This window comes from Streptomyces sp. NBC_00212 (genome assembly GCF_045206365.1).
GTDB lineage: Bacteria > Actinomycetota > Actinomycetes > Streptomycetales > Streptomycetaceae > Streptomyces.
The window spans coordinates 92050-116309 of sequence record NZ_CP108115.1 but is presented as its reverse complement, the minus strand read 5'-3'; the positions used below and the strand labels follow the sequence as shown (position 1 = coordinate 116309).

22 protein-coding genes and 3 pseudogenes are annotated in these 24260 nt (G+C 67.4%); 13 read left to right on the top strand and 12 right to left on the bottom strand.

What is annotated here, in order from left to right:
* Positions 1-3: 3 nt before the first annotated feature.
* Complete coding sequence (locus OHA17_RS00600; RefSeq protein ID WP_406502995.1) at positions 4-270, bottom strand: helicase associated domain-containing protein; 267 nt, start codon at positions 268-270, stop codon at positions 4-6.
* A 351-nt stretch (positions 271-621) separates the two neighbouring features.
* On the opposite strand from OHA17_RS00600, the gene OHA17_RS00595 reads away from it, so the two are divergent.
* The 5 genes from OHA17_RS00595 (at position 622) to OHA17_RS00575 (ending at position 3782) form a co-directional block, all read left to right on the top strand.
* Positions 622-1026 carry a cupin domain-containing protein gene (locus tag OHA17_RS00595; RefSeq protein ID WP_406502993.1) on the top strand — a complete coding sequence of 135 codons (405 nt, stop codon included), beginning with the start codon at positions 622-624 and terminating at the stop codon, positions 1024-1026.
* 473 nt (positions 1027-1499) lie between these two features.
* On the top strand, positions 1500-1772 hold the full coding sequence (locus OHA17_RS00590; RefSeq protein ID WP_406502991.1) for a hypothetical protein: 273 nt from the start codon (positions 1500-1502) through the stop codon (positions 1770-1772).
* 203 nt (positions 1773-1975) lie between these two features.
* Positions 1976-2458, top strand: a complete 483-nt coding sequence (locus OHA17_RS00585; protein WP_406502989.1) for a hypothetical protein — start codon at positions 1976-1978, stop codon at positions 2456-2458.
* A gap of 95 nt (positions 2459-2553) precedes the next feature.
* A complete protein-coding gene (locus tag OHA17_RS00580) occupies positions 2554-3540 on the top strand; it encodes a hypothetical protein (protein ID WP_406502987.1) in 987 nt (328 codons plus the stop codon).
* The gene (locus tag OHA17_RS00575; protein ID WP_406502985.1) at positions 3537-3782 is read left to right on the top strand and encodes a hypothetical protein; all 246 of its coding nucleotides are present in this window, start codon (positions 3537-3539) and stop codon (positions 3780-3782) included. The genes OHA17_RS00580 and OHA17_RS00575 overlap by 4 nt, the downstream gene beginning before the upstream one ends.
* 100 nt (positions 3783-3882) lie before the next feature.
* On the opposite strand, the gene OHA17_RS00570 is transcribed toward OHA17_RS00575, so the two are convergent.
* Complete coding sequence (locus tag OHA17_RS00570; RefSeq protein WP_406502983.1) at positions 3883-4044, bottom strand: hypothetical protein; 162 nt, start codon at positions 4042-4044, stop codon at positions 3883-3885.
* A 39-nt stretch (positions 4045-4083) separates the two neighbouring features.
* On the opposite strand from OHA17_RS00570, the pseudogene OHA17_RS00565 reads away from it, so the two are divergent.
* A pseudogene (locus tag OHA17_RS00565) lies at positions 4084-4368 on the top strand (transposase); the annotation flags it as partial.
* A 57-nt stretch (positions 4369-4425) separates the two neighbouring features.
* Here OHA17_RS00565 and OHA17_RS00560 read toward each other — a convergent pair.
* The 4 genes from OHA17_RS00560 to OHA17_RS00545 are packed head-to-tail and all read right to left on the bottom strand — an operon-like array spanning position 4426 to position 9699.
* Positions 4426-5502, bottom strand: a complete 1077-nt coding sequence (locus OHA17_RS00560; RefSeq protein ID WP_406502981.1) for an NlpC/P60 family protein — start codon at positions 5500-5502, stop codon at positions 4426-4428.
* Between the two features lie 24 nt (positions 5503-5526).
* The gene (locus OHA17_RS00555; RefSeq protein ID WP_406502979.1) at positions 5527-6009 is read right to left on the bottom strand and encodes a poly-gamma-glutamate biosynthesis protein PgsC/CapC; all 483 of its coding nucleotides are present in this window, start codon (positions 6007-6009) and stop codon (positions 5527-5529) included.
* Positions 6006-7508 carry a poly-gamma-glutamate synthase PgsB gene (gene pgsB, locus OHA17_RS00550; protein ID WP_406502977.1) on the bottom strand — a complete coding sequence of 501 codons (1503 nt, stop codon included), beginning with the start codon at positions 7506-7508 and terminating at the stop codon, positions 6006-6008. Before pgsB ends, OHA17_RS00555 begins: the two co-directional genes overlap by 4 nt.
* Positions 7509-7512: 4 nt before the next feature.
* Positions 7513-9699: a HAMP domain-containing protein gene (locus tag OHA17_RS00545; RefSeq protein ID WP_406502976.1), complete on the bottom strand. Its 2187-nt coding sequence runs from the start codon at positions 9697-9699 to the stop codon at positions 7513-7515.
* Positions 9700-10100: 401 nt separating this feature from the next.
* On the opposite strand from OHA17_RS00545, the gene OHA17_RS00540 reads away from it, so the two are divergent.
* Entirely contained in the window at positions 10101-11117 is a 1017-nt protein-coding gene (locus tag OHA17_RS00540; protein WP_406502974.1) for a hypothetical protein, read from the top strand.
* An 87-nt stretch (positions 11118-11204) separates the two neighbouring features.
* On the opposite strand, the pseudogene OHA17_RS00535 reads toward OHA17_RS00540, so the two are convergent.
* From OHA17_RS00535 to OHA17_RS00525, 3 genes and pseudogenes are all read right to left on the bottom strand, one after another.
* Positions 11205-11357: pseudogene (locus OHA17_RS00535) on the bottom strand (IS5/IS1182 family transposase); the annotation flags it as partial.
* Positions 11358-11413: 56 nt separating this feature from the next.
* Positions 11414-12682: an IS110 family transposase gene (locus OHA17_RS00530; protein ID WP_406502972.1), complete on the bottom strand. Its 1269-nt coding sequence runs from the start codon at positions 12680-12682 to the stop codon at positions 11414-11416.
* A 243-nt stretch (positions 12683-12925) separates the two neighbouring features.
* Positions 12926-13432, bottom strand: coding sequence for a transposase (locus OHA17_RS00525; RefSeq protein WP_406502970.1), 507 nt, complete (start codon positions 13430-13432; stop codon positions 12926-12928).
* A gap of 38 nt (positions 13433-13470) precedes the next feature.
* Between OHA17_RS00525 and OHA17_RS00520 the strand changes: the two genes are divergently transcribed.
* Positions 13471-13734 (top strand): integrase, encoded by a 264-nt coding sequence (locus OHA17_RS00520; protein ID WP_406502968.1) that lies wholly within the window; start codon positions 13471-13473, stop codon positions 13732-13734.
* Between the two features lie 10 nt (positions 13735-13744).
* Here the strand turns inward: OHA17_RS00520 and OHA17_RS00515 are convergent, their stop codons facing one another.
* The 3 genes from OHA17_RS00515 to OHA17_RS00505 form a co-directional block, all read right to left on the bottom strand.
* The gene (locus OHA17_RS00515) at positions 13745-15412 is read right to left on the bottom strand and encodes an IS1182 family transposase (protein ID WP_406502966.1); all 1668 of its coding nucleotides are present in this window, start codon (positions 15410-15412) and stop codon (positions 13745-13747) included.
* Positions 15413-15756: 344 nt separating this feature from the next.
* Positions 15757-16266 carry a hypothetical protein gene (locus tag OHA17_RS00510; protein ID WP_406502964.1) on the bottom strand — a complete coding sequence of 170 codons (510 nt, stop codon included), beginning with the start codon at positions 16264-16266 and terminating at the stop codon, positions 15757-15759.
* The gene (locus tag OHA17_RS00505; RefSeq protein WP_406502962.1) at positions 16263-20177 is read right to left on the bottom strand and encodes a polymorphic toxin-type HINT domain-containing protein; all 3915 of its coding nucleotides are present in this window, start codon (positions 20175-20177) and stop codon (positions 16263-16265) included. The genes OHA17_RS00510 and OHA17_RS00505 overlap by 4 nt, the downstream gene beginning before the upstream one ends.
* A 506-nt stretch (positions 20178-20683) precedes the next feature.
* On the opposite strand from OHA17_RS00505, the gene OHA17_RS00500 reads away from it, so the two are divergent.
* The 5 genes and pseudogenes from OHA17_RS00500 (at position 20684) to OHA17_RS00480 (ending at position 24094) form a co-directional block, all read left to right on the top strand.
* Complete coding sequence (locus tag OHA17_RS00500) at positions 20684-21079, top strand: hypothetical protein (RefSeq protein ID WP_406502960.1); 396 nt, start codon at positions 20684-20686, stop codon at positions 21077-21079.
* 244 nt (positions 21080-21323) lie between these two features.
* A complete protein-coding gene (locus OHA17_RS00495; RefSeq protein ID WP_406502958.1) occupies positions 21324-22793 on the top strand; it encodes an FG-GAP-like repeat-containing protein in 1470 nt (489 codons plus the stop codon).
* Between the two features lie 209 nt (positions 22794-23002).
* A complete protein-coding gene (locus OHA17_RS00490) occupies positions 23003-23125 on the top strand; it encodes a hypothetical protein (protein WP_406502956.1) in 123 nt (40 codons plus the stop codon).
* A 205-nt stretch (positions 23126-23330) separates the two neighbouring features.
* Positions 23331-23957, top strand: a pseudogene (locus OHA17_RS00485) (trypsin-like serine protease); the annotation flags it as partial.
* On the top strand, positions 23921-24094 hold the full coding sequence (locus OHA17_RS00480) for a hypothetical protein (RefSeq protein WP_406502954.1): 174 nt from the start codon (positions 23921-23923) through the stop codon (positions 24092-24094). The pseudogene OHA17_RS00485 and the gene OHA17_RS00480, both read left to right, overlap by 37 nt.
* Positions 24095-24260: the final 166 nt, after the last annotated feature.

Here is a 24260-nt window from a genome sequence, read left to right as displayed (position 1 = left end):
TGTTCATTCTTGGGCTGGCCGTGAGCCGGGGTGTGCGGCGAACGCGGCGTCGGCGGTGGCCCACACGGTTCCGAGCGCTTCCAGATCGTCGGCTCGCTTGCTGGGCATCTGCCCGGCCCGCAGCGCGCGCCGTTGATTGGAGAGCCACCGCCCCAGTGGATAGGCGCCTTCGAGGTGCTCGTAGGGCACCTCCAGGTCCTCCTCGCGGTCCCGGTAGGGGACGGCGGCGTCGTAGCCGTGTAGCCAGTCCTGCTTCTCTGGCTCGATCACCCGATGCTTGATCCACTGCGCGATCATCACCGGATCCCGGGGAGCCGCGAACCGGTGCTGTGCCCGACCTGCAGAAGTAGCTGCGGCGACAGCGGCAGGTGGCTGTCCAGGATATGCGCGACGACGGGCCGGATCTGGGCCGGAGTCGGGGAGGCTCTTGGTGTTTGTGGCGTTACGGCCATTCAGCTCGCGGGAGGAAGGCGACGCCGACCCGAGCGTTACGCGGACCAGGAGTGACTACCGGACAACTCCGGTCGATGCAGGTGTAGTTTGCGTTTGGCGCAATCTGATCACACCCTGCGGGCGGACTGGTGTACTGCGCGCATGGAAGATCAAAAACAATGCACGGTCGTGCGCACCGGGCAGTACGAGGGGCTCCAGGGCGGCACGTTCGGAGCAGGGGTCAGTGCCCAGTCGGCCGGGGCGGAGCGGCTGTGTCTGCATCGGCTGGTGATGCCCGCCGGCATGCGGGGCCGCCCTCACTTGCATGAGGGCCACGAGTCGGCCATCTACGTCCAGTCCGGCTTTGTCGAGGTGTGGCACGGAGAAGGTCTCGCCGAACACGTCGTGCTGCACGCGGGTGACTACCTCCACATCCCCGCCAACACCCCCCACATGCCGGTCAACACCGGCACCCAGGACATGATCTGCCTCGTCGCGCGGACCGACCCCAACGAGCAGGAAAGCGTCCAGCTGCTTGACCTGCCGGCCGCTCTGGAACGGCACATCGGCGCACTGCCCGTCGGAGCCGGCTGAACCAGGCTGAAGCCCCGCTGTGCTTGCGCCAGGCCTACGTAGTGACGCTGCCAATCCACCGTCCACCGAGCGCGGCCGGGTGCTTGCGCCCATTGATCAACTTGCCGCCGTCGAAGCCGCGCGCGGCAAGCTCCTGCCACCCCGGCGCAAGGTCGTCCAGGTGCTCACCGCCACCCAGCCACCCGCCGGGAGCACCGGAGCCCACGTGTACCGCAGGCCGACGCGGCCCGGGTCGCGGTGCCCTGAGCGGCCTGGCCGGAACCGTAGCGCCCCCGGCCTGCTAATCGCCGTCGGCCCCTGCAGGTTGACATGTCACGCTGGCCCCTGAGAACTCTCCTGCCCGGGTGGGTGGTCCTTGGACTGGCCACTGTCATGCGAGCAGGGGGGCCGCCTGCAGGGCGGCGTACGGGTGTCGGGGCCACTGAGTAGGCTCGCGGAATCGGCGGTGACAGGCCGGGGCGACAGGGGGATGTATGGCAGTGGCACGGGCGGGGGCGCGGCGCCTGATGGCGCGGTACTGGGGTGAGTTCTGTCGGCAGTTGGAGGGCTCGCGTACGCTGTTGTTCTTCTGCATCCTCACAGTCGGCGGCCTCGGCATCGGGGTCAGCGGACTGCTGCACTGGTGGCGGGTCGCGATGAGCCTGGTCGCGCTCGCTGTCGGGACCTTCGGACTCCTGGGCGTCGTCGGCTGGTTCGTACGGCTCGGGGAACTCGAACGGGAGCGCGCGGCACGGCGGCGTCGCTAAACGGGCTGCCGGGGGCGGCCGTTGGCCCCGGCCGGCCCCAACAACGCGAAAAACGCTGGCGAGTGAGCCCGGCGGCTTCACGCGGCCGGGCGCCCTGTGAAGCCTTGTGACGCAGCCCTCCTGTGGGCCGTCTCGTCTTGACGGATCCTTGAGATCACCCCTGGGTAGGCTCGTCTGATCAGCCATTTGACGGGGTGTGGGGCATGTCGTTCGATCAGGAGTGGGCGGTGCTGAAGGCGAAGGCCCAGGTGCGGCTGGGCAGTGTGCCCAGCATGGATCCTGGCGGGCCGTCGCCCGATGGCGTGGACCTGGTCCTCAAGTTCGACGACATGGGGAAGATCGGGCACGCAGCCTTCCTGCTGCACCAGCATCTGTCGAGTGCGGGCAAGCACGCTCAGCAGGCTACCGGGGCCGCCGCGAAGAGCCTGGAGGGCGACGGGTTCGGCACGGGTGGCGCCCTGGCCAAGGCGGGTGAGGGCTGGCAGGGGCAGCTTCAGGTGCTGCTCGATGCCTGCGCCCAGATCTCGGACCATCTCGACTACTCGGTGAAGTCGTCGAGCCAGGATGACCAGTTCATCGGCGCGCAGCTGCGGGTCTCCAAGATCTCCGAGTACCTGGACGTGCCGCCACCCACTTCGGGTTCCGATGTGCCGCATGTGCGGAAGGCGGAAGGTCCCGTCATGTGACCCCTGTAAGGGGTGTGCGGGCGGAGGGATTCCTGAGCAAACCAGGGGCCCTCCGGAACAACGACGGCGGCGGCGCCGGGAATGGCAGGGGGCCGGTGCCGACGTTCGAAGAGCTGCTCCACATCAAACTCTCACCGCTGCAGTCGGCGGCCGACGACTGGGCCGCCATGGCGGTCCTCTTGAAGAAGGTCGCCACGGAGGCCGGGAGCATGCGCAGCCTGGCTCAGGGCACCGAGTGGAAGGGCGAGAACGCCACCGTCACCAAGCCGTTCGTGGTCCGGGTGTCCGACGAGTTCACCGATGCGGTCACCGAGGCGGAGAGCATCGCCAACCTGCTGAGCTCCGCACACGACCAGATCAAGGCGGCCCGGGACGACCTCAAGAACCTCTACGAGAACCCACCCGCCGGCATCACGATCCTCGCCGGCGGAACACTGACCCGCAGCGTCCAGCCCCGCCGCATGTCCCACGGCGACCCCGTGGAGGTGGTGACGCAGGACGATCTGGACGCCCTGCAGCGGCGCATCGACGCGATCCTCGGCCGGGCGGCGGAAGCGGACTCGACCTGTTCCTGGGGCCTGGCGCAACTCACCAAGGGCAAGCACGAGTTCGGCAGCACGTACTACGGATCCCTCAAGGACGCGAAGACCGACGCCCGGCAGGCGCAGCAGTCCAAGATGGATTCGGTGGACTACACGCCGCCTGCGAAGTGGGGCAGCGGCACCATCAAACCCATTGCCGAATTCCTCAGTTACCGCTCCTGGATGGGCGGCGTCGAAGCGGCGCTGCACGGAGACGTCAACGGCGCGATACAGGGCGCGATTGGCGGCTCTCCGTCCGCAGCCGGCGGCGAGGCCAGCAAGGGTCTCGCCAAGGGCTCGCTCCTGGGCAACGTAACCGGGAAACACCACCGCCCCACGTTCATCAACACGATCGGCAAGGTCGGGACGAAAATATTCAGCGTGCCGGTCTCCGTGGTCGCGACAGGGATCGACTTCTATTACTCGCCCAACCAGCCAAGGACCCCGGGCGACACCCATGTGGACGCCCCGGCAGAACCGGGAAAGGTGAAGTACCAATGACGCACTCCGCAGGCCCACCCACGCGCGGGCGACGCCGCCCGAGCCTGCGGCACTGGCTGAGACCTCAAAGTCCACAGACCCTCGTCCTCGGCATCTGCATGTCTGTTGGCGGACTCGCCGGCGGCGTGCGCAGCGTGATGGACGGAAAGGGAATCGGGACGGTCCTGGCCCTCCTCGGCGGGGGCGTTCTCGGCGTCCTTATCGTCGTCAGCTACTTCACCAACTATGAAGACCGCCGCTGACAGATGCCAACAGGCCACGCCCCTTGCTGGCCTGGCCACCCGGGGGCTGGGGCAGTTCGAGGTCATCGAGCATACGGTCGGCGCTTCAGGCCGACCTCCATCACTGGAGCCCGAAGTCGTGGAAGTCGTGCAGGGCCGCGGGCGCGCCGCCGGCCGGGGTCCCTGATGCGCTCTCCCACATCGAGCACGGGTCACTGTTCGCGCCGTCGATCCGACAGCCACCGCCCCAGCGGGTACGGCCTTCGAGGTGCTCGTAGGGCACTTCCAAGCTCCCCTCGCGGTCCCGGTAGTGGGCGGCGTCATAGCCGAAAGCGCCGCCAGACTGGCAATCGACCTTGAAATCGTCCAACGCAAGCCTGGGGCCAGGGGATTCGCTCCGATTCCACACTGCTGGCCGGTAGAGCGAACCTTCGGTTGGATCATGATGCACCGCCGCCTCGCCCGTGACTACGAGACCCTGCCCACCAGCTCCGAAGCCGTGATCTACCTCGCGATGATCGACACCATGGCCCGCCGGATCACGGGTGAAGCGGTCCCAACCTGGAGAAACCCGCCCCCCCAGGATGAGACACCTCGCCCGAGATGAACCTCCACTAATACGGCCCCGGCCCCGTAGCCTGCCCCTGGTGTTGCGGCTCCGGGCTCAAAGCCTCTTCGCGTTCCGCAACAGCTGTGCGTAGAAGCCGCTTCCGTCGATCCGGGAGACTCCGCCCTTGTCACCGATCGTCGGACCGTTGACCTCCTTGCGGCTGGAGATGAACGTCTTGTGGCCCTCGGCGTCCGGTCCCAGATAGAGGGCGACGTGGTCGAGGCGGTCGCCGGTGTGATGGTCCATCTTGAAGAAGAGGAGGTCGCCGGGCTGGAGCACGTCGATGTTCTTCGGGCGTTCGTACCAGGGAGCGGGGCCCGACAACGGGATGATGTCCGCGCCCAGTTGCGAGCGGGCCATGCCGTTGGCTGTGCGGGGCAGGCCGCCGCCCTTGTTGTCGTCGGACGCCAGCGGGTAGCGGGCCCGGTAGCCGAACACCAGGCGCATGAACCCGGAGCAGTCGACGGCTCTGGCGCGGGCTGCCTCCGGCTGTTTGGTGGTGCCGTCGCGGAAGGTGTACGGGATGCCCAAGTAGTGGAAGAAGTCGGACTGTTCGAGCAGGGGTGTGCCGCGGTGCTTGGTGAGGTCCGGGTTGACCGGGCCGAACCTGGCGTCGCCTGCGTACGCGAGGCCCTTGGCGTCCTTCTTGACCGGCGCTCCGGTGGCGTACTGGAACGCGGTCGCGAAGAGGTCTTCCTCATTGCTGCCGAAGTTCTCCTTGAACCACGCCTTGAACCACGCCTCCTTCTCTGCTCCTTGGCGCCACGTCTGGGGCATCAGGCGCACCCAGTCCTCCGTGACGACGCGGACCGCAGTGCTCGCGGGTTCGGTGAAGGTGCGCGAGGGGCCCTTGAGGGTCGCGGTGCGCGCCTTGTCGGTGAACGTGGCGAGGATCTGGCCCTGGTCGCCCCGCAGCACGGTGCGCGCGGGGTTGTTCAGGCGCTCCCAGGTCTCCTTGCCGCTGTCCTTCCCGGCGTCGGTCTCCCGGCCAGGACGGTCCTTGACGGTCTGGACGCCCGGTGCCGAGTCCCGCTCGTCCTTGCGTAGTTCCACGGTGAGGTACGTGCTGGACCCCAGCAGGGCCAGCACGGTCAGGGTGTGCAGAGTGGCGCGCTTCTTCTTGGGGGGCATGGCTGTTTCGGCTCCGATCCTGGGTCAGGCGGACGGCATGACGCCGAGGAGGATTCCGGCGGTGAGGACGACGTAGGCCATGAGCGTCACCGAGCCCGTGGCGAGGAGGGTGGGTCCCTTGGGCTGACGGACCAGCTGGTAGGCGATCAGGCCTGGCACGATGAAGCCGAGGGTCTGGTTCGCGTACATGAGCGGGAACTCGAGGGCGAGCACGATCATGACGGTGGCCTGGAGGGTGACGCCGAGCAGTACGACGGAGGCGAAGAGCCGCTTGCCGTAGAGGATCACGAACTTCTGCATCAGCAGCGTGCCGGCGTACGTGAGGACGGTGACGCCGACGACCATCGCGGCGCGCTGCAGGTCCTCGACGAGGGTCAGCGCGAGCCAGCCCGGGGTGATCATGCCTCCCGGCGAGAGGTTGGTCGTCAGGTAGCAGACGAGGGAGAAGAGCAGCCCGATCGCGATGCCGATCGCGGCGATCTCGGGGGTCAGTACGGAGGGGATCAACGGTGCTGCTCTCCTGGGTTGCGCCACTGCGGGGAGTCGTCGGCGGGAGGTACGCGCGGCTCGAACAAGCCGCGGATTTCGGCCTGTTCGAGGTGCGCGGGGTGCGCCGGGTTCTGCTGGGGGTGAGGGGCCGGGGGTGGCTCGGGGTGGGGGTGCTGCTCCCCCGCGCGCTGCGCGTGGTGGTGCGGCGCGTAGCGGTCCTCGTACGCCCGCGGGTACTGCTGGTAGGGGTCGAGGTGGGGTGCGTACAGCGGTGTCGTCTCGACGTACTGGGGTGTCCGCTCGGGCGTTGCCGGCGCGGCGGCGGGCTCGTCGGAGTCGTCCGGCGGGAGTTCCGCGAGGTGTTCGAGGAGCACTTCGCCCTGACCGTGGATGTTGCCGATGGCGACGAGCGAGGAGTCGGGCCCGAGCCGGCCGAGGAGCTGTCGCATGAACTCCTCGGGGTCGCGCCGGTCGCCGCCGAGGTCTACGGCGCGGTCTCGGTAGGCGGCCGGGATCGCGTCGATGGCGGACTTGGCCGGGTGGCCGATGACGAAGACCTGGTCGGGGTCGAGGTCGGGGATGATCTCGCCCATCTGGCCGTTGCGTTCGACCCGGTCGGGGCGACAGTTGATGACCACGTTCAGGGGGCGGTGGATGGCGCCGAGGTCGAGCAGTTGGTTGATGTTCATCAGCGTCGACTCGGGGTCGTTGGCCGCGAAGACGTTGGCGAAGCGAAGCTTCTTGTCCTCGTGTGTCACGTACCGCTCCACGGAGAGGACTCCAGGGTCCGGCGGGGCTTCGTACATGCCCCGGAGCGCGGTCTCGCGGTCGACGCCGAGGAGGTCGGCGACGACGAGCGCGATGGCCACGTTCTCCTTGAACGTGAACCAGCTGAAGCCGCGCAGCTCTTCGTCGGTGACCATCTCCGGGTCGGCGTAGATGAGTCGGCAGTTCCGGGCTTCGGCCTCCTCCAGGAGGATGTCGAAGCGGTCCTTCTCGGCGGTGACACAGATGCCGTTCTCGGGCATCGAGCGGCACAGCGAGCGCGCCACGTCGTCGAGGGTCGGGCCCATCTCGGCGAGGTGGTCCTCGCGGACGTTGCAGAGCACGCCGATCGTTGAGCGGATCAGCTTGGACTGGTTGATTTCCTGCAGGGCGGGCATGACGGCCATGCACTCGATGACGAGTGCGTCCGGCTGGTACGCGCTGGCACGCCGCACGATGCCGATCTGCTCGACGACGTTGGCGATGCCGAACTTGCGGTAGACGGGCTCCTCGGTGGCGTCCGGGTGGATGAACCGGGCGGCGGTTCCGGTGGTCTTGGCGACCGTGACGAGGTCGCCGCCGCGCAGCGCGCCCGCGCACAGGCGGGTGATGGAGCTCTTGCCGCGGATGCCGTTGACGAGCACGCGCGTAGGGATGCGGTCAAGGTTGACGTAGTGCCGTCGCTGTTCGATCACTCCGGAGATCAGCAGGACGGCCCCGCACACCACGAGCACGGTGTAGAGGAAAAGCACGGTGTTACTGGTTCCTTCCGGCCGCGGCGGGCGTGCGGGTGGCGCCGTCGCGTTGGCGTTGCTGGTCCTGGAGGCGCTGTCGGATCAGTTCCAGGCTGCGGACCACGGCGCCGACCTCGTCGTGGTGGCGCGGGTAGAGCACTGTCTTGCGGTCGCCGTCGGCCAGTTTCTCGGCCTGGTCGGCCAGTTCGCGCAGCGGGCGGGCGACGACGATGTGCAGCCAGCCGAGGCAGGCCGCGGCCGCGGTGAGGCCGAGCAGGCCCGCGAGGACCGTGCGGTTCTGCAGGCTGTACTCGGGGATGGCGAGCCAGGAGGCCGGCTGGGAGCTGACCACCGTCCACTGCAGGGACTCCGCGGCCCCGCCGCCCGAAAACGGTGCGGCGGCGACGACGCGCACGTTCCCGCCGTCGCGCCGGACCTCGCCGTGGTCGGCCTTCTTGTCGAGCAGCGGTTGGAGGGAGGAGGGCAGCTTCTGGAAGGCGCGGTATCCCGAGTCGCCGCCGATGACGCGGCCTTCGGCGTCGACCACGCGGACCTCGCCGAGGCCCTGGCGCCCGAGCAGTCCGTTGACGAACCCGATGCGGAACTCCCCGACAACGGCGGTCACTTGACGGCCCGGCGTCGCGACGGTGGCGGTGATGACGGGCTTCTTGCCTCCGTGACCGCTCACCTCGAAGGCGTTCTTCGAAGGGGCATCTCCCGCGGCGTGGTGGGGGGTATGACCGGCCCGGGCGAGGATCGTGCCGTCGGCGCCGAGGACGTACACCGACTCGTAGCGCTGGTGGTCCTTGAGGGTGCGGTCCAGGACGGTCTTCATGTCCTGGGACGAGGTGCGGTCGCCGATGAGTGACGCGACGGCGGAGAGGTCGGCGTGGCCCTCGTTGAGGGCGCGGCGCACCCGGTCGCTGAGCGTCGCGGTGCGGGCCTTCTGGTCGTGCACGGTCTGGGTCGGCACGCGGACGTCGTCATCGGCCCGGTTGAGCAGGAGCATCAGCGGCACGGCCCATCCGAGCAGCAACAGGGCGCACACGACGAGCAGCGCGCGGGTGCCGAGCCCCCTGCGTCGCCCGGGACGTTGTGATTCTTGCGTGCCGAGGGGTGCCCCGCACAGCTGGCCGCGCAACCGCTCCAGGGCGGCGCCGATCCGCGCGGCCTCTCCGTACTTCGGCACGGTCACGGGTCGCGCGAGGTCGCCGCGGGTGAGGCGGCGGCTCTCCAGGAAGAGTCTGATCAGCGGGCGCTGGACCGTGGACAGGAGCAGCATGACCGTGATGGCGCCGATGACGAGGAGTGCGCCCGCGGTGATGAGGCCGAAGGCGGGTCCGGCGAGCCGGGAGGCGTGCTCGACGACACCGACCTGGGTGACGACGGTGAGGCCGAGGGTGCCGGCCGGGGTGGCCTCACCCGGGTCGCCCGCGGCAAGCGTGGCGTAGCCCCCGATGCTCTGCTTGTCCCCGACGGTGTCCCCGGCGAGGTGGCCGCTGACACCCGTGTAGCCGCCCGCGCCGGGGGACTTGGCCGAGATCGCGTTCTGCTTGCCCTTCTTCGCCGCGATGCCCGCGAAGGTGCGCAGTTGCTCCTTGGCGCCCTTGCCGCCGAGGGCGCCGTGGCTGCTCAGGAGTCGCCCTTCGGCGTCCACGACGCCGATGGCCCGACCCTCGCCGAGGTTCACGCCGGGGAAGTTGAGGCTGCTGGAGGCGATCAGGAGCTGCTGTGGCCGGCCCTCCCAGGACAGCAGGGCGAGCGTGACCAGACGGGTCTGACCGTTCTCCAGGCGGACCATGCGAGGGGCGAGGCCGCCCTCGTCGGCAAGGCGGCTCCGGTCGATGGCGGTGAGCGGTACGTTCTCGCCGCGCGCACCGAGGAGCTTCCCCGACGCGATCTCCATGACGGCGGTTCCGCGCCACTTCTGGTACACGTCGCCGACCTTGTCCAGGACGTCGTCGGCGGGCGCGGGCCGCCCCTGGTTGAACAGGGCGGCGGTGCGGGTCAGATCAGTGATCGATTCGTCGAGTGACGCACGCAGCGCGATGGCTCCGTCCTCGGCGACGTACTGCTGGGACTTGCGGACGGCCTCCGGCACGAGGGCGTTCTCAGGTTTGCCGAGGGCGAGCGCGGTGATGCCCGCGAGGGACAGCAGCAGAGTCGATAGCACAGCGATAGGCGGACGTATGCCACCGATCAGCGACATATCCGACCTTCGACGGCCCTTGTGCCGTCGCCTCGATCGCGAAGCGGCCAACGCGATACCCCTCTCCATTCTTTCGGGGTGCGCGGTCGACCCCCGAGGGAGTCGTCTCGCCCTGGGGGCACAAGGGTGCGACCCCGGATCCCCGACCAACAGGTAGGTAAAGAGTTGCCCACCCCCAGACAAAATCCACTAAAAAATATATTGATCGAGATCTTTGCGCAAATTCTTGGAAAACAACGGCCCAGAGGCGCGATCAACCTCGGCCTTCCAGGCAGTCAGCCGGATCGATGGAGTGTTGTCCGAATTGAGCGCATATGTGTCGCTAACCAACGAATGTAGATGGCACCTCCCCTTCGTCTCCCCCCTCTGCTTCCCGTCTCACCCGTATCTTTGGTGCGGCCATGACTGTGCACAGGAAGACAAAAACGATCGCCATCGCCTCGGCGATCGCCCTGCTCGGCGCTCTGATCGCGTCGGTCCTCACCCTCGCCGGAGGCCGCTCGGGCAGCGGCATGAGCCGGGACGACCAAGCGGACGGACAGCGGCCGTGGCCCAGCGTGCCACCCAGCGGCCCGCCCAGAGCCGAACTGGAGCGCCGCATCGCCGAGTTCGCCGCCCCGTTCCACGCGGACTCCGGGTATCGCGAACCAAGCCCCACCGACCGGCGCGCCATGGCCGAGTCCGTCGGACTCGTGCTCGACGGCAAACGCGAGGAGGCCGGCCGACGCCTGTCCCACGTCGGCTACCAGCTGCGCACCCTCGTCGACGCCGAGACAGGCCGCACGTACGCGGAACTCTCCGACCGCAGCGAGAGCGTTCCCGCGCCCCGCGGCTGGGGCCGGGTCTACATCGATCTGTCCTCGCCGGTGCGCTGGTCGGTCCAGGCACCTCACCCCGTGTCGGACGCCAGAACCGAACGGCTTGGCGCACACGTCCTGTTGGGCTCCCCAGGGGGCGTCCTCGTCATCGCGGGCGCCCACCGCGACGCCGGGCGGGGTAACTCGGCTGACGTCGCACACCGCCGCGACACGATCTTCGCGGCGGTCTGCGACGAGCTCGCCAAGCGCGGCCTGCCTGGCATCCAGGTCCACGGCTTCGCCGACGGCTCCGATCCCGACCACGACGTCATCGCCTCCACCGGGACCGGGACGGCAGGCCGAGCCGACGGCAAGAGCCTGGCGAACGCGCTGCTCGGCCAGGGCTTCCAGGTGTGCCGGGCCTGGGCGCGCTCATGCCCGCTGGAGGGCACGGAGAACGTCGAGGGCCGCAAGGCGGCAGCCGAAGATGTCCCGTTCCTGCACGTCGAGTTCAGTAACACGGTGCGCACGGACGACGCCTCCACGAGGCGCGCCATCGCCGCCGTGGACACGCTCACCGCCCGGTGGGCGGCGGGCCAGGAGAGCACAGGGCGGGACTGACGCCGCGGGCCGGACCCGTGGAGGACTGACAGTGAGGATGTGACGTGCCTTCTCCGACGGGCCGAGACTTAACTACGGTGGCATTGCCTTGAAGGCTCGTATGTTCACCGAGTCGATGGCGCACCGCGACCAGTCCGGCTCACCCCGGGCGTCGAGTTCGTCAAGGACCATACCGTGCGGCTTCGCCAACACCCACAACTGGCTCCACTCGCTGAAGCGACGGTGAGCGGTCGCACCGGAGCCAACGGCGCGCGCCCTCGTGGGCGCGCGCCGTTGGCTCCGGAACTCCGGCCCCCTCAGACCGCGGTGGTCGGGAGGTGGTCGAAGCGGATGGTGAGTCCGAGGCTGTTGGCTTCCTTGGTCATGCGGCGCATGGCGCGTTCGGGATCGCGACGGGTGAAGTAGTCGGCGCCGAGTTCCCGGTAGGGGACACGGTCGTGCAGGACATGCCAGATGGCGATCGCGAGCTTGTGCATCACCGCGACCACGGTCTGTTTGCCTCCCCTTCGCGCGGCGAGACGCCGGAAGTATGCGGAGAGGTAGGTGTGCTTGTTCCTGATCGCGGCCATGGCCGCGACGCCGAGGAGGCGCTTGAGGTTGCTGTTGCCCGGTCGGGTCTGCCCTGACTTCTTCATGCCTGCGGATTCGTTCTGTCCGGGGCAGACGCCGGTCCAGGAGGCCAGGTGGTGGGCGCTGGGAAACTGGCGCATGTCGCCGCCGGTCTCGGCGAGAATGATCTCCGCGGCCATCCGGCCGACCCCCGGGATGGTGTCCAGGAGGTCGAGTTCGTGCTCGCGCTCGCGCAGCACACTGGTGATCCGCGCGTCGAAGGCGGTGACAGCGGCCTTGAACCGGTCGATCTCGTCGAGGTAGTGGCGGACCATGAACGCGTGGTGGTCGGTGAACTCGCCGTCCAGGGCTTCGACCAGTGCCGGAATCTTGGCGCGTGCCTTGCCGACGGCCAGGTCGGCCAAGTACTCGGGGCTGCGTTCCCCGGCGATGAGGGCTTCCAAGATGGCCCGCCCGCTCACGCCCGTGACGTCGGTCAGGACCGAGGCGAGCTTCATGCCGGTGTCCTCCAGCACCTTCTCCAAGCGCTGGGCCTCCCAGCCCGCGGCACGCACGAGCTCGGTCCGCCTGCGGGTCAGTTCGCGCAGTTCCCGGATGTCGCGCTCGGGCACGAAGGAGGCCATCACCAGGCCGGACGCGCCGGCCCGGGCCAGGAAGGCCGCGTCGCTGGGGTCGCTCTTGCCCCCTCGGATTCCCATGAGGTGGGCGGGGTTGACCAGCATCAGGTTCAGATGCGGCTGCAGCACGTAGTACACGCCCCGCCAGTAGTCGGCGGTCGCCTCCATGACCACCACCTCGACCTGACGCTCACTCAGCCAGGCCAGCAGCCGGCGTACTTCCGCCCGCGTGGTCCCAAACCGCTCAGTCTCCAGGCCCCAGGCCCCCGCCCGCTTCGCGCTGGGCGTGCGCACACAGGCCAGCAGGAACCGTTTTCCCAGATCCACCCCCGCAGACCGCAGATGGATGGCCTCGTCGTTGATGTCCTGCCGACTCATCATGCACCTCCCGACGACCGCACCTGCCCCGCTCGACGGCTGCCCCGAGGGAGCCGAGGGAAGAATCGGAATCTGACACGCGTGCTCCCGGCCGGCGCAATGCCGCCATGGCGACAAACCGCGATCCCCTGGCTGACTCCCACACCATCCTTGCAAACGAGCTCACCGGCATCGCAGACCCATCGGCGTGGTCGGGACATCCAGACCCAACTTTCCCGCACTCAAGATGATCAGCGCAGCGATCTACGTTCCTCGCAAGATTTTCGTGACGAGGTGACCGTGGGTGATGCGGTCATGCGAGCAGGATGGGTGGCGGAGGAGTCTGTGGCTGCTCCACAGATGCCAGCGATCAGCACATTGCCGGGCATGAGGGGCACCCCGCCGGGCGCCATCGCCAAAGGAATGGGCACGGTCGCGGCAGATCACTTCAGCCCCGGGATGTGCTTCCAGCCAGGCAGCGAACGTGTCCCGCGACGCGCCGTCGAGCACATCGAAGACGCGGTGGGTCTCCACGTCGACGAGCACAGTGCCGTAGCGGCGGGACCGCTTGAGGGCGAACTCGTCGGCACCCAGGATGCGTGGGAAGGCCACTGTCGGCTCGGGCAGCGCGAGCACCAGGGACAGCAGCGTCACCCGGCTGACCACCACGTTCAGCACCTTCAAGAGCCGGGCTCCGGCGCTGCCAGCCAGTGCCAGGCCCACCGCCCGCAGCGCCACCAGCAGAAGCGGCGCGTAGCGGCCATACCGCATGGTCAACCCCTCGACCTGCTCAGCGAACGTACGACGCGGTGCTCAGCCTCCGCCGCGAGCTTCTCGACCGCACCCTGATCTGGCACGGGCACCACCTGCGGCATGTCCTGAGCGAGTACGAGCAGTTCTCCAACGAGCACCGCACCCACCGTTCCCTGCAGGCAGCCGCGCCGCTGCGCGCACTCCCCGAAACCATCACCAACCCCAGGCAGATCACCCGCCTGGACATACGCCGACGCGACCGCCTCGGCGGAGTGATCCACGAGTACCAACACGCTGAGCGACTCTGTCGGGAATCTTGAGATTCCAAGGTCACTTGCCTTGGCGCCACCAGAGGGGCCGGGGTAGCCCGCGGGCTTCGAGGTACTGCTGGAACATTGTGGGTCGCCTGGGACGGTGGGTGGAAGTGGCGGGTTCCTGTTGGGCGAGGCGTTCGATGTTGACGGCGATGGCGGTCAGGACATGCTGGACGTGGGTCCTGGCCAAGCCGCGGTAGCGGCAGCGCCGCATCTGATGGTTGTTGACGAACTCGTTCACTGTTCCCTCGACGCCGGAGCGGGAGGCGTAGAGGCGCCGCCACTCGTGGTCGTGCTGGTCAGCGCGATGACGTATCAGGAGTTCATGGAGGTGGCGGGGGAGGAAGTTCACAGTGCGTGCGGAGAGACCGGGCGCACACGAAGTGCGCTGCGGACAGGGGTCGCACTGCCGGGCATGGAAGCGGACGACCGTGTAGGGGGCCATGGCCGGTGGTTCCAGCCAGGTCCGGCTGGTCTGACCTGCGGGGCAGGTGACCTGGCGTTGGTCGAAGTCGATGGTGAAGTCCTCGCGGGCGAAGCCCTTTTCGCGTCTGCTCTTTTGGGGATTGCCCCGGTTCAGCGGCCCGACCAGGTCAATGCGATGGTCGCGGGCGGCAGCGTCGAGCAGGGCGACAGAGGTGTAACCGCCGTCGACGAGGTGCTGCGCGGGCAGTAGCCGGCGGTGCCGGAGGCGGGCGTGGATGCCGGGCAGGGCAGTGCTGTCCGCCGCGGACGCCACGGTGGCCACGTCCGTGATCACGTTGATGCTCGTCTCGCCGCAGGTCTCCGTGACGTGGGTGAGGTATCCGGTCCAGCGCGTGTTGCCCCGGCGGACCCACCGGGCCTCGGTTTCGTAGGGCGACTCGATCCGGATCCTGGCCGGTGCCAGGCCGTCCCGCTCGGTGCGCGGCCGCAGCTGCCCACGGGCATCGACGACGAAGTGCTGCACCATGATCTGCCGCAGTACTTCCAGCATGGGTCCCAGGACCTGGCCAGGGCGATTCTCCTGGAAGCGTCCGAGCAGGTCGCGGGCATCCAGGCCGGTTTGGGTGAGCCGGGCGACGGGGTGACTGGGCTGGCTGCACATCCGCACCGGCCGCCCGTATCGTTCACCCCACTCGGCCGTCACCAGGCCGTCCAGCATCTCGGTCGCGTCGCGGGCCAGTTCCTCCAAGGCTGCCCGCACCGCCTCGGTGACCAGCTCCAGCCGGGTCAACTCCCGTGCTGTGGACAGGACATAAGTGGAGTCGGTGCGCTGTCGTCCGCGCTCCTTGACCAGCCCGGCCGTCCGTAATCGCTCCAGCATGAGATCCAGCAGGGCATCTGCTCGGTCCCCCTGGGCCAGCCGGTCGCGGAAGTCGGACAGCACACTGTGGTGGAAGCCCGGATCGTCAAGTTCCAGGCCCAGGGCGTACTTGAAATCGATTCTGCAGCGGACCGCTTCGGCCGCCTGCCGGTCGGACAGCCCGTGCAGGAACTGCAGCACACAGACCGTGGCCAGCTGGGCCGGCGACAGACCCGGCCGACCGTCCTGTGGATACCAGGCGACGAAATCCTCGTCCCGCCACAGCCCATCCAGCCGGTCCCGCACCCATATCGCCGTCGTCCCGCGGGGATTGCTCGCCCGAGCCACCCGCGCGGTCAGGGGCGGGATCTGGACACCGGAGCGCGGGCGGATGGACATCGAGCACCTCACGTACGGCCGTCAAGTTCATGAACCACCCTGAGCATGCCCGCCGATCAAGCCACCGCGCCTGAAGTCCTCAAGATTCCCGACAGAGTCGCTCAGTAAAGCCAGGCTGATAGCGAAACCTCGGCCGGGATTTACTCCGGCCGAGGTTGCTTATTCCTGTCAGCGGTTTGGCTCTTTCCTTTTCCTTGCGAACCGGGCGGCACTCGCCCTTCAAGTGCCGCCACTACGCCCGGGATGCCTGAAGGTCGACTATAGCGCGGCATTGACCGGGGGTATGGTGCACCATCTGGCCCGTCTAAATATGGATCCGGGCAGAGATTTCCACCAAGCCCTGTTTACAGGAATCTCGGGTCTACGATATCCAGACCCCAGATGTCGCCATTTCCAGGATATGTGCCGCGTTCGGATGATGCGTCATCGATCACGATGACAGAGACTCCTGTATTTCTTGATCGGTACGTTCTATATCCTTGCGTGACGGTTGGCGAGTCGAACGGCAGACACCCGACAAGGCCGTGGAGCGCCTCCGCTACATCCGTCCATTTCGTGTACGGCGTGAGATTGATGCCCGTCAGCCCCCTGACCCTGGCCGCAAGCTCGGGCATGGAGGCGAGTCGGTGGATTTCCAGGGTGATGGACCGGCAGGTCCAGTCCGACTCATCGCTGAAGGCGGCCTCGAAGAGGCCATAATCTCGCCGCAGCGTTCTTGCGCCGCGACGACCTTGAAGCTCATCGAAGTATTCGAGAGCGATCTTCTTCTCGGCCTCGGCCAGCTTCGCTCCGATAGAGAAGTCGAACAGTGAGCCCGTTTCGACCGCCCTCGCAATGAATTCGGGTCCGTTCATCCCATCTTCTCCAGTGTGTTAATTAGGCGGCTCATTTCAGCGGCCCGATTCTTTTCGTTTCCCCAGTTGTGTTTGTTCATCTCGGCCATTGCGGCACTGGCCTTCTCGACCAGGTCCTGGCGGAGTTCGCGGCTGCTGTTGAGTGTGTCGAGGACCTTCTGAACGCTCTTGTCGGAAGCCCAACCGTTGCTCATTCGGAGCGGCTTAGCTCCGAGCCCACCAGACTCGTTAGCGAACACGCGAACCTCGTCTGCACCGAAGTGCAGATGCGCGCCCTTCGTGGCCCAGTCCGAGGCCATGGGTGACACGCGGACTCCGCAAACCTCATTGTGGACCAGGACCGGAGTATGCCCCGCGAACACATAGTAGGTGTGCAGGCGGTCAACGGTCAGATTGTAGGTACGAGCGCGCTCGGTGAATGATGTGTTGGACCGGATTTCCGCAGTACTGCCGTCGGCAGTCTTCAAGGTCATTCCGGCATGAAGGGCGTGGGCCTCGACCCACGTCTTTTCCGACGGGGACCAGAAGGGGTGCTCCCGTGTGGCGGTGAGCAGTGCACTTCCGTGATCGGTGGCTATGGTGAGCTTGTTGAAGCTCTTGTCGTAGTCCGTGATGATCAGGTCGGAAACTTCCTGCTGCTCAGTCTTCCCCGTTACGGGGTCAGTCGAGGTTACCTTGTCTCCAATCTTCACCGACTCGATGTTCTTGGCGGACTTGTCCGCCATGAGAACCTTCGTTCCGGCGAGGAAGCATGTAGCGCATTTGATGACTCGTCCGACACGAGATGCCTCGGCGATGTCCTCGATGCCGTCGGCGCCCTTTTTGAGGAGCTTAAGCTTTCCGACGGGGAGGACGCCGGCCACTGCGAGGGCACATTTTCCGATGGTGGGATCGTTGATGCAGTCGAGAAGGTCGTTAACTCCTAGGACTTCCATGCCGCCGTTGAGGAGCAGCTTGGCGAGGCGTGGGTCGACCGTGGGTACCACGATGACGGCGTTCTCGTCGTATTTGCAGGGCGCAAGGCTGTCCCGGCTCATGAACTGAATGCACTCGTGCTTCTTGGGCTTACTCGCCTCCTCCTGCCTGCGTTGTTCCGCGGCGAGCCGACGCTCTTCTGCCTCCTCGGCCTGGCGCTTCGTCAGCACGTCGGCCCATGTCTGCGAGGCGATGGTGTTGGCTTCCCCAGCGCTCTTCCCTGCCGCCAGTGCCGAGTCCTTAGCGTCGGCTGCGGAGCTGTGGGCTTCCGTGGCGGAGGCTCGCGCGTAGCTCGCGGAGAATGCAGCTTGGGCGGCGGATTCGGCTGCGGCGTCGGCGTCGCGGTCGGCAGCATCGGCGGCGCTGCGAGCGGTTGTGGCTGATTTGGCGGCTCGATTGGCGCTAGCTTCTGCCTGATCGGCCGAAGTCTTGGCGTCCGCGGCGTACTTGCCTGCCAGATCAGCGTTCTTCTGCGCTTCTGCAGCGGCCTTGTTGGCTTCGTCCTTGGCCTGGTTGGCGTCTGCTGCGGCCTTGGCGGCGAGCCAGCGGTTCTTCTGCGCGGTGGCGGCGACGCCGTCGGCTTCGTTGATCAGGCGCTGGACCTGGGCGACGTGGTTGCTGGTGAGCTGGTCCTTTCGGTCGGCCATGTACTGGCCGGCCTGGACGAAGTCGTGCACCTGATCTGCCGGGCCTTGCAAGGCGGCCATGGCTGCGCCCTTGACCTCGGGGCCGCCGTCGTTGAACAGCTTCGTCGCGATCACACGCTCGTCGGTGTTACGAGCCTGGTACTGGCCGCTGTTGAGGAACGCAGCCATGGCCTTGGGGCTGCCGTCGGCGAGGGTGGCCTTGGATGCCTCCTTCACGCTCGGCCCGCCCGCATTGTTGATCTTCGAGATCAGCACTCGGTAGTCGGTGGCCGCCACCTCGTACTGCCCTGTGCTCAAGAACTCGCGAACCTGCTGATCTGTACCCTTCAGCGCGTCCATGGCACCCGTACGCACTGCCTCGTAGGGGCTGGCCGAGGCGAGGTCGGACACTTGCTGGCGCACCTCGTCCGCAGACGCCTTCTTGGCGCCAGTGCGCAGGTAGTCAAGTACTTCGGTGTCGGTGCCGGACAGAGCCTTGGCCGCTGCTTCCTGGCGCCAGGAGCCATAGTGCTTGAGTGCGCGCAGGGCGATCTCGCGGCCCTTGGCGGCGATGGCCTTGGTGTCGGCACCCGCTTTGTCTGCCTCCGCGGAGAGTGCTGCGGTGTCGTTCGTGATGGCCGTGTCATCGAGGGCGACCTGGGCGAGTTGCTTAGTGAAGTCGTCGGTGGCCGCCTTGTCCGACTTGGCCCGCTCGATGGCCGCGTTGGTGCGGGTGCTGAGTTCCTCGACCTCGGTCTCGCGAGCGATCGCGAAGACCTTCTTGGCAGTGGCGACCGCCGCGCTGGCCTCGTCGGCAGCCTCCTTCGCCTTGTCTGCCTGCTTGTTCGACTCCGCCGCCGCCCGAGTGGCATCGCCCGCGTGCTTCGCGGCCTCTTCCGCAGCGGCCGCGGCGTTATCGGCGTGCGTGGCAGCCTTGTTGGCGTGATCGCCCGCCTCGAGAGCGGCTGCCGCAGACTTCCTGGCCAGCGCCTCGGCAGCGTTGGCTGCGCGGTTGGCCTCGTTGGCATGACGACGGGTCTCTGCAGCCGCAGCGGCAGCCACACCGGAATGGACCCCGGCGGCCTGGGCAGCAGCATCGGCTTCGTCGGCCGACGCCGCGGCGGAATTGGCGTTGGCGGTGGCGCTCCTCGACGCGCTGACAGCGGTGGCGGCGGCGAGAGATGCCTTGGCGGCCTGCTGGGCGGTGAGCGCCGATGTCCTGGCGAGTGCGCCGGCCATCTGGGCGTTCTTGGCGTAATTCTTAGCCTCTTCGGCCTTGTTCTTGTCGCCAAGTGCGGCGATCGATGCCTTGTACGCATCGTCAGCCGCGCTCGCGGCAGCGGCAGCGGCGCTTGCGGTCTGCGCGGCTGCCAGGGCGGCGACCCGGGCGGAGCGGTTGGCCGCATTCGCCGCTTCGATCGCGGTCTGAGAGGCGGCAGCCGCGGCCTTCGCCGCCTCTGCTGCCTGCTTCGCCTTGAGGGCGGCCTTTTGGGACTCGTTTTTGGCTTCGCCGGTTTCCTTCGCCGCGGTTTCGGCAGCCGCCTTGGCCAGCTCGGACGCGGCGATCGCCTTCGCAGAGGCTTCCTGAGACGCCTTCGTCGCGTCGTCTGCCCGCTTGCCGGCCTCCACAGCCTGCTCATTCAGCTGGGCGATGGAGGCGTGTTCCTGGTCGCGGTTGCGCGCCGTGAACTGGCCGATCTCCAAGAACTCCTGGATGTCCTCCGGGCTACCCTGCAGTGCGACCTTGCCGGCCGCCTTCATTGCCGGGCCACCCGTGTTGATCAGCTGGGAGACCTTGACACGGTTGTCGATCTTCCGCGCTTCGTATTGCCCCCCGGCCAGGAACTTGTCCACATCTTCGGGTGTGCCTTCAAGGGCAGCCTTCCCGGCGTCCTGAACGCCGGGACCTCCGAGGTTGATGACCCGCGACACTTCGACGCGACGGTCCACCTGCAGGGGAGCCTTCCACCCATCTCTGATGAACGCTGCCACATCATCCGGATTCGCGGATGAGAGGGCCTTCTTCGCTGCGTCCCGGACCTGCGGGCCACCCGCGTTGATGATCCGGCTAACCGTTACTCGATCGTCAACGGTCTGGATGGTGGGCGCATCGGTGAGGAACCGTTTGATGTCCTCGTCAGACCCTAGAAGGGCCTTCTCTGCCTCTTCCTTGATTCCCGTGCCGCCGGTCTCCCACAGCTCGACCGCCTGCCCGCGGAAGACAGCCGCGTCGAGGTCGTCCGATGCAGCGGCGGGTGTAGCTACGAGCAGCCCGGCTGTCAGCGTGGCGGGAAGCAGCCCAGCGGCCATACCGTGCAGAGAGAGGTGCCTTCGCCTGCGGGTGCGTACGGCTGGGATGTCTTGCGCTCTGACAGAGCGCAGTAGGCGTTTCACCTGGTTGTTCCTTCCGAGTCGGGCGCGCATCACTGCGGCCAGCCGCCCGAAGGAACGGAGCAACATCAGGACATGTCCGTTTCGGGCCATGGAAGGGAAGTAGGTGCGGCTGCGAAAGACCGGCTCAGCAGGCGCGGCTGCCGCCCCCCGGCCAGCCGTAACGCCCCCCCACATCAGGAGTGGTTGGGGGCACGCTCAAGCTGATCTTACCTATGTTTTACTTACGTGAATCTCATGGGCTTCTAATGTGCCCATGCATCCATGATTGTGAGGGCTCCGTGTCCATACCCCGCGCCCGCAAGGCGGCAATTTCGGGCGTTGTCGGTGCAGTTGCGGCAACGGCCGGACTGGTCGCGCTGACCACTGCGCAGGCCGCCCCTCAGGCGCAAGGCCCTGTGACCGCGTCCGTCACGGCTGCTGACATGCCGTCCGCTGTCGAAACCTTCGCCTACCCGAACGCAGCGACGATCTTGGCGGAGAAGAAGATCACGCTGAAGCGGGGCGACGGCCGCATCATGCTGACCGACTGCGCCTCCGCATGGGATGTCCAGGTCGAGTCCCGCACCAGCGGGACCTACTTCTGCTTCGCGATCAGCGGCAAGCAGGGCTACCTCGCCCTGGAACTCCCCGACACCTACGGCATCTGGACCAAGGAGCACCCGGTCAAGGCCACCCTGATCGCTAAGGACGACGGTCAGCAATCTGTTGTCAACGCCCCCGCAGCCAAGCCCGGCGAGGAGACCGGTTACACCCCCGTCGGCGAGACCGGCGCCATCGGCAAGCGCTCCGCCCTTGTCGAACTCCGCGTCACCGGCTGACGTCCACAGCCACGCGTGGACTGTCGAGTCCACCAGAGAGCGCCAGCCCCGCCCATGCCTTTCGCCCCGCTTGCCCAGCGGCGTGAACAGACGTGCCTGGCTGCCGCCGCGACAGCGCGACCAGAAGGCGATGGACGTCTCCTTGTCGCGAGCAGTCCGCTGCCATGCCGCCCCACTCGGGGCTCTCTATCTTCGAAGCATCCAAAGGACCATCATGCCTGCCAAGAGTTCACGTGCTGCGTGGATGACCGCCCTGCTCTCCACTGCAGTGGGAGCCGGGCTCCTGACCGCTGCTCCTGCCTCCGCTCTCACCGGCAGTGACGCCGCCAGCGGTAGCTACGCCTTCACCGCCAAGCTCAACATCGGCGAGGCAACGGCGTGCACCGGCGCGCTGGTTGACCCGCAATGGGTCATCACCGCAGCCAGCTGCTTCACGATTGATGGCAAGCCCGCGCAGGCAGGCAAGCCCACCGTCAAGACGACGGTCACCGTGGGGCGCACGGACCTGTCGCAGGCGGGCGGCAGCGTGCAGGAGGCCGTCGAGCTGGTGCCACGTGCCGACCGCGACGTCGTCATGGTCAAACTGGCCCGACGCATCCTGGACCCGAAGATCAAGCCGGTCCAGGTTGCCGCGCAGCCGGCCGCTGCGAGCGAGGCGCTGACTTCACTGGGCTTTGGCAGGGCCAAGACCGAGTGGGTGCCCAACCAGCTGCACAGCGGTGTTTTCACCGTCGCTTCGGCTTCCGGTAGTTCGGTGAACCTGAACGGTTCGGAGACTGCCGTGCTGTGTCAGGGAGATGCGGGAAGCCCGGCCGTGCGCACGAACGGCACGACGCCCGAGCTCGTCGCCATCAACTCGCTGTCATGGCAGGGCGGCTGCCTCGGCAACGACCCCGCCGAAACCCGCACCAGCGCCACCGACGTCCGGGTCGATGACCTGGGTGGCTGGATCCAGCAGACCAGCCACTGGCTGACGTCGGCCGTAAGCTTCGCTGATGTGACGGGTGATGGGAAGGCTGACATTCTCGGCTTGCAGCCTGATGGCTCGATCGTCATGGGTGCGAGCAACGGGAATGGTTTCACTAACTTCCACACCATCAGCAGCGGCTACAAGGGAATGGAAGGCCGCCTCACCTTCGCCGACATCACCGGCGACGGCAAGGCCGACATCCTCGGCCTCCAGGACGACGGGTCGGTCGTCATGGGCCGCGGCTTCGGCGACGGCTTCACCGACTACCACCAGATCAGCAGCGGCTACAAGGGAATGGAAGGCCGCCTCACCTTCGCCGACATCACCGGCGACGGCAAGGCCGACATCCTCGGCCTCCAGGACGACGGGTCGGTCGTGATGGGAGTGGGCACCGGCAACGGATTCACCAACTTCCACACCATCAGCAGCGGCTACAAGGGAATGGAAGGCCGCCTCACCTTCGCCGACATCACCGGCGACGGCAAGGCCGACATCCTCGGCCTCCAGGACGACGGGTCGGTCGTGATGGGAGTGGGCACCGGCAACGGATTCACCAACTTCCACACCATCAGCAAGGGCTACGTCGGCATGCAGAGCCGCCTCGCCTTCGCTGATGTCACCGGCGACGGCAAGGCCGACATCCTCGGCCTCCAGACCGACGGCACCATCGTCATGGGCCGCAGCTTCGGCGACGGCTTCACCGACTACCACCAGATCAGCAGCGGCTACATCCCCGCCAAGTAGTCAACCGCGCCGGGGGCCCTGGGGAGGGCCCCCGGCGCCGGTCTGCCGCCGCCCCGGAACTGGCTAATCAACACCCACCTGCGTGGAGCCCCGCGTTCTCGTCTCTGCGGCGTTGGCCGCCGCCCGCCGTCCGCGCAGCTCTCTCCTTATTTTCTTTTCCTCCTCGTCGTTCTCGAGGGACTCTCGTGTCTGTCCGAGGTGCACGTTCCGTGCTGCCTGCCACACTGCTCTCCAGTACCGCCCTCGCCGCGGGGCTCGTCACCGCAGCCCCCGCCACCGCACTCACCGGCCCCGACGCCCCCAACGAGTCCTGCAGTTCCCCGCGAAGGTGAACGTCGGCGAGAACGCGGCGTGCACGGGCGCGCTGGTCGCCCCTCAGTAGGTGCTCACCGCCGCCAGTTGCTTTGCCGTCGACGGCAAAGCCCTCCCCGGCCGGCAAACCAGTCGTGAAGACCACCGTCACCGTCGGCCGCACCGACCTCGCCTCGACCACCGGCAACGTCCGGGAAGCCGTCGAACTCGTCCCGCGCACGGACCCGGGACGTGGTGATGGTCAAGCACGCCCAGCGCATCCAGGACTCGACCATCAAGCCGATCCGGCTCGCCTCCACACCCGCCGCAGCGAACGAGCAGCTCACCTCCCTCGGGCTCGGCCGCACCAAGACCGAATGGGTGCCCAACAAGCTGCACTCCTGCACGTTCACCCTCGGCTCGGTCGCGGGCAGCACGGTCAACCTGAACGGGTCCAGCGAGGCGGTGGTGCGCCAAGGGGATGCGGGCGGGCCGACCGTACGGATGAACGGCATCACCGCGGAGCTGGTCGCGGCAACCATGAACTGGAACGGCATGCTCCAGCTCGCCCGCTTCAAGAGTGACGTGACCGGGCGCGACGGCCTGCTCACCGTACGGGGTGCCGGTTCCGTCGGCGCCCTGTACGCCTACCCCACCAACAGTGAGGGGGTGCTGAGCGGCGCCAGCAAGAGCATGTGGAAGAACGACGGCAGCTGGAAGGCCGCCGTCAAGCTGACCACCGGCGACTTCACCGGTGACGGACGCGCTGACGTCGTCGTCACGAGCGGTGACGGCGCACTTTTCCGCTACAGCGGCAACGCCCAGGGCGGACTGACATGTGGCGTGACAAGACCTGGGGCGCCGCACAGCTGATCCTGGCGGGCGACTTCGACGGCGACGGAAAGGCCGACCTCGGAAGCCTGTGGGACAACCAGCAACGGTTCAACTTCTTCAAGGGGGACGGTGCCGGCGCACTCGCCGACGGCCAGGACGCCTGGCCGCGAGGTTGAGGCCGTGAACCGGCCGACGTGGGACTCCCGCGGTCGGGCCCCACCCCGGTAGTCAGCCACCACGCAACGTCGACCGGTCGGGCGGACATGACCGCTGCCAGCCAGCCCCTGCCGACCCGGCGCACATCATCGCCCCTGTGAGCCGAAGGCCTTCCCCGGACGCCTC